The organism is Hoeflea sp. BAL378 (assembly GCF_000759435.1).
Taxonomy (GTDB): Bacteria; Pseudomonadota; Alphaproteobacteria; order Rhizobiales; family Rhizobiaceae; genus Hoeflea.
Genome location: NZ_JRJG01000087.1, coordinates 1 through 7341, shown reverse-complemented (window position 1 = coordinate 7341; position 7341 = coordinate 1). Strand labels below are relative to the sequence as shown.

10 protein-coding genes are annotated in these 7341 nt (G+C 65.3%); 7 read left to right on the top strand and 3 right to left on the bottom strand.

Translation table 11 applies throughout. From position 1 onward, the window contains the following. Positions 1-15: 15 nt before the first annotated feature. A complete protein-coding gene (locus tag LL06_RS17910) occupies positions 16-621 on the top strand; it encodes a DsbE family thiol:disulfide interchange protein (RefSeq protein ID WP_035529960.1) in 606 nt (201 codons plus the stop codon). Between the two features lie 76 nt (positions 622-697). Continuing rightward, a complete protein-coding gene (locus LL06_RS17905; RefSeq protein ID WP_035529958.1) occupies positions 698-1225 on the top strand; it encodes an NUDIX hydrolase in 528 nt (175 codons plus the stop codon). Positions 1226-1497: 272 nt separating this feature from the next. Here LL06_RS17905 and LL06_RS17900 read toward each other — a convergent pair whose 3' ends face one another. Beyond that, the gene (locus LL06_RS17900; protein WP_035529956.1) at positions 1498-1878 is read right to left on the bottom strand and encodes a helix-turn-helix domain-containing protein; all 381 of its coding nucleotides are present in this window, start codon (positions 1876-1878) and stop codon (positions 1498-1500) included. A 45-nt stretch (positions 1879-1923) separates the two neighbouring features. Between LL06_RS17900 and LL06_RS17895 the strand changes: the two genes are divergently transcribed. Continuing rightward, positions 1924-2730 (top strand): SDR family oxidoreductase, encoded by an 807-nt coding sequence (locus LL06_RS17895; protein WP_035529954.1) that lies wholly within the window; start codon positions 1924-1926, stop codon positions 2728-2730. 45 nt (positions 2731-2775) lie between these two features. Next, positions 2776-3159, top strand: coding sequence for a VOC family protein (locus tag LL06_RS17890; RefSeq protein ID WP_035529952.1), 384 nt, complete (start codon positions 2776-2778; stop codon positions 3157-3159). A 205-nt stretch (positions 3160-3364) separates the two neighbouring features. Here the strand turns inward: LL06_RS17890 and LL06_RS17885 are convergent, their stop codons facing one another. Continuing rightward, the gene (locus LL06_RS17885) at positions 3365-4285 is read right to left on the bottom strand and encodes an MYG1 family protein (protein WP_035529949.1); all 921 of its coding nucleotides are present in this window, start codon (positions 4283-4285) and stop codon (positions 3365-3367) included. Positions 4286-4535: 250 nt separating this feature from the next. On the opposite strand from LL06_RS17885, the gene LL06_RS17880 reads away from it, so the two are divergent. The 3 genes from LL06_RS17880 to LL06_RS17870 are packed head-to-tail and all read left to right on the top strand — an operon-like array spanning position 4536 to position 6222. Further along, positions 4536-4877, top strand: a complete 342-nt coding sequence (locus tag LL06_RS17880) for a metalloregulator ArsR/SmtB family transcription factor (protein ID WP_035529947.1) — start codon at positions 4536-4538, stop codon at positions 4875-4877. Then, on the top strand, positions 4874-5350 hold the full coding sequence (locus LL06_RS17875) for an SRPBCC family protein (protein ID WP_201772355.1): 477 nt from the start codon (positions 4874-4876) through the stop codon (positions 5348-5350). The genes LL06_RS17880 and LL06_RS17875 overlap by 4 nt, the downstream gene beginning before the upstream one ends. Then, a complete protein-coding gene (locus tag LL06_RS17870) occupies positions 5347-6222 on the top strand; it encodes an SRPBCC family protein (RefSeq protein ID WP_035529944.1) in 876 nt (291 codons plus the stop codon). Before LL06_RS17875 ends, LL06_RS17870 begins: the two co-directional genes overlap by 4 nt. A gap of 49 nt (positions 6223-6271) precedes the next feature. Here the strand turns inward: LL06_RS17870 and LL06_RS17865 are convergent, their stop codons facing one another. Beyond that, positions 6272-7303, bottom strand: a complete 1032-nt coding sequence (locus tag LL06_RS17865) for an AI-2E family transporter (protein WP_035529942.1) — start codon at positions 7301-7303, stop codon at positions 6272-6274. Positions 7304-7341: the final 38 nt, after the last annotated feature.

Genomic DNA, 7341 nt, shown 5'->3' with positions numbered 1-7341 from the left:
GGGCGGGCCGCGCGCATGAGTTCACCCGCTGACGACGAGGCGCCGCCCGCAAGCCGGCGCCGGCTAGCGATCGCGTTCCTGCCGCTGGTGCTGTTCATCGCGCTGTCGGGCGTGTTTCTCTACCAGCTCGGCTCGGGCAAGAACGCCAGCGAAATTCCCTCGGTGCTGATCGGCGCCAAGGCGCCGTCGCTCGATCTGGCCCCGCTCGAGGGGCTCATGGCGGACGGCGCCCAGGTGCCGGCGCTCACAGACGCAGCCATCGAAGGCAAGCTGGCGCTCATCAATGTCTGGGCCTCGTGGTGCGTGCCCTGCCGGCAGGAGCATCCGATCCTGCTCGAGCTCGCCCGCGATCCCCGGATCATGCTGGTCGGCATCAACTACAAGGACAAGACCGACAACGCGCTCGCATTCCTGGACGAGCTCGGCAATCCCTTCGCCGCCGTCGGCGTCGATCCTGTCGGCAAGGCGGCCATCGACTGGGGCGTCTACGGCGTGCCCGAAACCTATCTGGTGGCGCCCGACGGGGAGATCCTGTTCAAGCAGATCGGCCCGTTCTCGGTCGACGCGCTGCGCGACAAGCTGCTGCCGGCGATCGAGAAGGCGATGGCGCCGGCGAGCTGACGCCGGACACGGTTTTTGTCGGCCCGGCCCTCGACAGATCTCGCCCTCGGGCCGTCGCGGCCCTATAGTCCGGGCCATGAGCACACAAAAACAGTTCGACCGCCTGGTTCCCGAAGGCGACACCTTTGAGCGCGACGTCTGCCGCACCTGCGGCTTCGTCAACTACCAGAACCCGCGCATCGTCGTGGGCTCCGTCGTCCGCCACCAGGGCAAGGTGCTGATGTGCCGCCGCGCCATCGAGCCCCGCCGCGGCTTCTGGACCGTGCCCGCAGGCTATCTCGAACTCAACGAAACCCCCGAGGACGGCGCACGGCGCGAAGCGCGCGAGGAAGCGCTGGCGCATCTGAAGCTCGGCGAGCTGCTGGCCGTCTATTCGGTGCCGCATCTGAGCCAGGTGCAGCTCATCTGGCGCGCCGAACTCATGGACCCGGGCGCGGGCGCGGCGCTCTTCGGCGTGGGCGAGGAAAGCCTCGAAGTGGCGCTGTTCGACTGGGACAATCTCCCCACCGACGAGATCGCCTTCCCAACGGTGCACTGGATGCTCAAGCACGAGCGAGAGGTCATGGCGAAGGGGTATCGGGGTCCGTTCAAGAACCCGGAGTGAGGGCGAGGCGGGGCACCGGCGGGCGGGATGCGATGGCCTACGAAGCCAGAGTTGGTGTCCGGGATGAGCGGCTGGAATGGGGCCGGGAGCGGACGGGCGGCTTACTTACTCTGATCGCCAGTATTTGACATTCATCGGCCTGGCAGTGGTGTCGTTTCCGACTCCCGAGCAGGCACTTGTCGGAAACGTGGCAGAGGTCTACTGCGAGCCCTAAAGGGCATCGTGCCCCTTCGCACAGCAGCATTGACCCATGAGGCCGGGATAACATGCGATCAGGTCGCTTGATCGTGATCTTCCGAGAACTGACGTGCAGCAAGCAACACTGGCATCAGTGCTTCACCACGGTCAGTTAGGCAGTATTCCACCCGAGGGATTTTTTCTCCAAAATCTGTCCTTTTGATCAGCCCGTCGATCTCAAGTTCACGCAAATGCTGGGTCAGCATCTTTTGCGAAACTTCGGGGATGTCGCGCAAGAACTGAGAGCTGCGCTGTATCCCGTCGGCATAGAGGCGGAAGAGGATCGGCAGCTTCCATCTCCCGTTGATCATCTTCAGGCAGCGGGTCACATGGGCGACCGCACCGTCCGGCCCGAGGCAGGCGCGACGGTCAAGCTTGGGCATAGGTACCTTTTTGTGCGCTCTTGTGGGGTCCATCTTGTCGCTCCTACATCAGGGGCTCAACATAGAAGGAGCCCGAACATGGATTTACACCTTGACGGTAAGATTGCGTTAGTGACCGGCAGTAGCAAGGGCATTGGCGCAGGTATCGCACGCGCGCTGGCACGCGAAGGTGCGGTGGTGATGGTTCACGGGCGCGACCGGCAAGTGGCCGCTTCGGTGGTAAGTCAGATCGTACAGGACGGTGGGACCGCTTATGTTGTCACAGGGGATATTACAGACGAAGCGGAGGTCGATTCGCTGTTGGCCGAGGTGCGCGGGATTGGAAACATCGACATCCTCGTCAACAACGCGGGCGGCTCGGGCGGCAACTCGGACTGGAGCTCAACAGAAGCTGGCGCATGGGCGTCGACTTATGATGCCAATGTATTGGCGGCCATGCGTATGGCGAAGGCGGTCCTGCCGCAGATGCGCCATGCCGGGTGGGGGCGGATCATCAACATTTCCAGCCTCGCCGCGCTGATGCCCCCCGCAGGAAACCCCGACTATTCGGCCGCCAAGGCCGCGATGCTGGCGATGTCGGCTTCCATGGCCAAGGCGGTTGCGGCCGAGGGGGTGACGGTGAACGCAGTTTCGCCCGGCACGATCCGCAGCGAGAAACTCGAACGCAAGTTCCGCGAGGTCGCGCAGCAGAGGGGAGTTGCGTCGGAAGCGCCGTGGGAAGAGGTGGAAGCAGAGGTCCTTCCACTCTTCGCTGAAGTCCCCATCGGACGGGTTGGTACGCTGGAGGAGATCGCGGATGCCGTAGTCTTTCTAGCCAGCCCGCGGTCCTCCTACATCACCGGCTCGAACCTTCGCCTGGATGGAGGAATGCTTCCAACAATTTGACTCGCTCCTGTAGGCAACCAAGACAGTCAATGAGAGGACACAAGAATGAGCATTTTCGATCATATCAGCCTCAAGACAACCAATATTGAAGAAACACAGCGGTTTTACGAAGCTGCACTTGCGGCCCTGGGCATAAATAGAAAATTCTATATCGAACGCGCCAAAGGAGGCATCGCCGGTTTTGGACGCGAGCGCGTCGAGTTTTTCATTGGTGCGGTTGAGGGATCAAAGCCAACCCCAGTTCATCTTGCATTTCGCGCCGATGATCGCAGACAGGTGGAGGCATTTCACGCCGCCGCCCTGACCGCTGGCGGAACGGATAATGGTGCACCGGGCATACGCCCGAAGTATCATGACACTTACTATGCGGCCTTCGTCATCGACCCGGCCGGAAACAACATCGAAGCGGTATTTCAGGGCGCAGCATAAGTGTGCGAGCCGTCGCTAGCCGGAAGCACTTCTGGCGAGCGATGGTCCGCATTGCCGCTGTTTGCTTATTCGGTGCTGAACGTCCGTCCACCGTCCTATATGTGCATTTGCTCGCCTCGAAATGAAAGGCAGCTTTCGGTAGCAGGCAGAGAGGCTTCAAACGACCGAAATGGGGGCGCAAAGCTGTCATCCACAAGCAGCTCCCTCACCCCCGAACCGCCTTCACCGCCACCTCCGCCATCTTGAGGATTGCCTCGCGCGAATCGGCCACCGCGATGAAGCGGGCGTTGTGGCAGAATTTGGCGCCCTTGACGCCGGTGGCGGCTTCCAGGGCGGCATCGGTCAGGCCCGCCCAGTCGGCGGGCAGGTCGGCGCGCTGGTCGAAGGTGTCGTCCGACAGCTTGATGCCGTTGAGCGTCCAGTCGTCGCCGCGGGGCATCACCACGAACAGCAGGTGGTCGGCCCCGGCCTTTTCCAGCGCCGCGCGGTAGGGCATGCCCATCGGCAGTTCGAGGATCGGCGACGTCCCGGCGCGGGCGATCGCGTCGAGCGCCATGCCTTCGGCGCGGCCCTTGGCGGCGAGGTTGGCGATGAAGGCCTCGACGAAGCTGCGGGCGATCGGCAGCGCCCTGAGGAAGGCGTCGTCGTCGGCGGTGGGGGAGGGGTCGTCGAAGACCGGTTTCAGGCTCTCGACCAGCGCGGGCAGGGTCAGCACCGACAGCGGCCCGGCCACCCCGGGGTCTATCGCGCCATTGTCCAGGAGATCGATGGGCAGCACGAAGCGCGTGTCGAAGGCCGAGTGAATCTCCTCGAGGCCCGCCGCGGGCACGCCGAGGGCCTCGAGATAGGCCCGTCCGTAATGGGCCCAGATCAGGCCGAAGGAACTCAGCGGCTGGCCGTCGTCGCGCAGCGGGCTCGGGCGCTGATGGTGGTCGAAGATCTGGCGCGCCGCGTCATAGTCTCCGCCGACATCGAAGATGATCCTGTCGGCCGCCGGCGCGAGCCAGCGCGGGTCGCGGCTGCGCTTGAGTTCGGCTCGCGGAAAAAGGCCGGTCAGCACGACGGAAGACAGCAGTTCGTCGGCATGGAAGCCGCCGGAATGGGTGACGAGATGAGCGATGGTCATGGCGGTGTCCCGGAAGGTGTCACATCCAATCCGAACCAACGCTGCTCCGATTGGGCTTTGCGGGACGTCCTTCCAGCTAATCCCGGCGAGATCAACCGATTTATTGCGATCGCCGTCGTCTCCCACGCGGCGTGCTCAGGGCCTGCCGCCGGTTTCCGGCCGCGGCGGTGGTCCTTGGTGCGCCCAAAAACACTTAGCAACCTTGCAAACTATCCCTTGACGCCGCCGTCCTCTCGCGATAGTTAGACACATGGCTAAGCATGACACCGACCTCTCCGACCTGTTCCACGCGCTGGCGGACCCGACGCGGCGGTCGATCCTGACGCGGCTGGCCGAGGGGCCCGCGCCGGTGAGCGAGCTTGCCGGCCCCACCGGGCTCCGGCTGCCCACCGTGATGCGGCACCTGTCGGTGCTGGAAGACGCCGGGCTGATCGCCACGGCGAAGGACGGGCGGGTGCGCACCTGTGCCATCGTGCCCGAGGCGCTCACCCCGGTGCAGGCCTGGCTCGCCGAGCAGCGCAGCATCTGGGAGGCCCGGCTCGACCGGCTGGATGAGTATGTGATGACTTTGATGAAGGAGCGAGACACATGACACTGGAACTGGATCCTCAGACGGATTTGAGTTTTACCCGCACGCTGGCGGTGCCGCGGAGCCTGGTCTGGGAATGCTGGACGCAGCCCGAGCACATCCCGCATTTCTTCATACCCGTGCCGCACAAGGTGACCGCGGTCGACATCGACCTCAGGGTCGGCGGCCGCTTCAACACCGTCTTCGACGTCGAAGGCACTGTCATGGACAATCGCGGCGTCTATCTCGAGGTGGTACCCGAGGAGAAGCTGGTGTTTACCGATGCCTATACCGAAGGCTGGAAGCCCGCGCCCGAACCGTTCATGACCGCGATCCTCATCCTCGCCGACACGGCGGACGGCGGCACGCGCTACACGGCGATCGCCCGCCACCGCAATCCCGAAAGCCGCGCCACGCACGAGGAAATGGGCTTCTTCGACGGCTGGGGCACGGTGGTCACCCAGCTCGAGGCCTATGCAAAGGGATTGGGCCGATGAGCGACGGTTTCGCAACGCTTTCGTTCGAGCGCCGGGTGAAGGCGCCCGTGGCCACCCTGTGGCAGGCCTGGACCGCGCCGACGGCACGCGCCGTCTGGGCGTCGCCGGCGCCCTCGGTCACGGTCGAGTTCCTCGAGGCCGACACGCGGGTCGGCGGCCGCGAGGTCTCTCTGTGCAAGGTGTCGGGCGAGCCCGACATGCGCTGCGAGGCCGGATGGCTGGCGCTCGAGCCCGGCCGCCGCAGCGTCAATTACGAGGTGATCTCGCAGGAAGGCGTCACCCACTCGGCGTCGCTGGTGACGGCGGAGATCTCCGGCACGGAGGCGGAGAGCCGCATCGCGGTCACCGTGCAGCTCTCCTCGCTGGCCAAAAACATGGAGGACGGCTACCGCCAGGGCTTCGACGCCGGGCTCGCCAATCTCGCCGGCGTCGCCGAGCGCACCATGGTCATCAGCCGCACGATCGCGGCGCCGCGCGATCTCGTCTGGGGCGCCTGGCTCAATCCCGAGAGCCTGCCCCGTTGGTGGGGCCCGGACGGGTTCTCCTGCCGCACCCAGCGCATCGATCTGCGCACCGGCGGCGAATGGGTGTTCGACATGATCGGCCCCGACGGCACGGTCTACCCGAACCATCATCTCTACCGGGAGGTCCGCAACGGCGACAGGATCGGCTACACGCTGCTCTGGGGCGAGAACGGGCCGAAACATGCCGATGCCTGGGTGCTGTTCGAGGACGAGGACGGCGCCACCAGGGTGACGCTCGGCATGGTGATGAACACGCAGGCCGAGTTCGAGACCGCCAAGGGCTTCGGCGCGGTGGAACTGGGGCTGCAGACGCTGGGCAAGCTCGCCCGCATCGTCGGCGCGCCGTAGCGGCGCGGCCCGCGGCGTCCGCCGGGCCGGCGCCGGGCGCGCGGGAGGATCAGACCTTGCCGCTCGCCGACAGCAGCACCGCGACCGGCCTCGTCGCCCTGATTTCGGCCAGCACGAGCACCAGGCTGGCGGTCATCGGCACCGCCAGCAGCGCGCCTGGCAGGCCCCAGAGCGCGCTCCAGAAGGCTAGCGCCAGCAGCACGACGAGGGGGCTCAGGTTGAAGGCGCGGCCCATCATCCTGGGCTCCAGGATCGCGCCGACGAAGATCTGCGCCGCCGACAGCGACACCAGCACGACCCCCGCCATCCACAGCGTGCCGAACTGCGCGAGGCTGAGCAGGACCGGGAACAGCACCCCGACAATCGACCCGATATAGGGAATGTAGTTCAGGAACGCGATCAGCACCGCCCAGAACAGCGCGTATTCGATCCCCAGCAGCAGCATGATGGCGAAGGACGCAGTCCCGAGGATCAGGTTCACCACGGTCTTGACGAACAGATACTGGCCGATCCGCTCGTTGATCCGCGACAGCAGCGACAGGGCGCGGTCGCCCGCCTCCTTGCCGCCCAGCGCGATCACCATCTTGCGCGACATCATGCCCCGCTCGGCCATGAAGAAGCTGGCATAGAGCACCACCAGGAACAGCGTGGCGCCGAAGCCGCGCAGCGACAGCAGCACCGGGGCGATCCAGGAGCGGAAATCGACCTGGCCCAGGGTGGCGCGCCGCACATTCTCCCAGGTCGGCTCGTCCTGGATGCCGACCAGGCTGGCGCCGCGGGTCACGAGAAGCTGAAGATTGGCCTCGTAGCGCGGCAGCGCGCCGGCCACCTGGGCGATGTTGTTGATCACCAGCACGAACAGCAGCGCCACCGCGAAGACAAAGGCGATCAGGATCAGGATCCGTCTGGCCCAGTCCGGAAGCCGGCCCAGCAGCGGCACGTCCCGCATGCTCTCGGCAGCGGTGGAGAGCACATAGACGGAGATGGCGGCGGCGATGACGGGAATCAGCACCGGCTTGCCGATCCAGATCAGCCAGCCGATCATCAGCGTCAGCGCTGTTCCGTAGGTCGCGTTGCGCATGTCCGTTCCGTCTCCCCGACCTTGCCCGGACCGCCGCC

Coding starts and splice junctions, on each gene's coding strand:
- LL06_RS17910 (WP_035529960.1), top strand. CDS start 16: ATGAGTTCACCCGCTGACGACGAGGCGCCGCCCGCAAGCCGGCGCCGG.
- LL06_RS17905 (WP_035529958.1), top strand. CDS start 698: ATGAGCACACAAAAACAGTTCGACCGCCTGGTTCCCGAAGGCGACACC.
- LL06_RS17900 (WP_035529956.1), bottom strand. CDS start 1,878: ATGGACCCCACAAGAGCGCACAAAAAGGTACCTATGCCCAAGCTTGAC.
- LL06_RS17895 (WP_035529954.1), top strand. CDS start 1,924: ATGGATTTACACCTTGACGGTAAGATTGCGTTAGTGACCGGCAGTAGC.
- LL06_RS17890 (WP_035529952.1), top strand. CDS start 2,776: ATGAGCATTTTCGATCATATCAGCCTCAAGACAACCAATATTGAAGAA.
- LL06_RS17885 (WP_035529949.1), bottom strand. CDS start 4,285: ATGACCATCGCTCATCTCGTCACCCATTCCGGCGGCTTCCATGCCGAC.
- LL06_RS17880 (WP_035529947.1), top strand. CDS start 4,536: ATGGCTAAGCATGACACCGACCTCTCCGACCTGTTCCACGCGCTGGCG.
- LL06_RS17875 (WP_201772355.1), top strand. CDS start 4,874: ATGACACTGGAACTGGATCCTCAGACGGATTTGAGTTTTACCCGCACG.
- LL06_RS17870 (WP_035529944.1), top strand. CDS start 5,347: ATGAGCGACGGTTTCGCAACGCTTTCGTTCGAGCGCCGGGTGAAGGCG.
- LL06_RS17865 (WP_035529942.1), bottom strand. CDS start 7,303: ATGCGCAACGCGACCTACGGAACAGCGCTGACGCTGATGATCGGCTGG.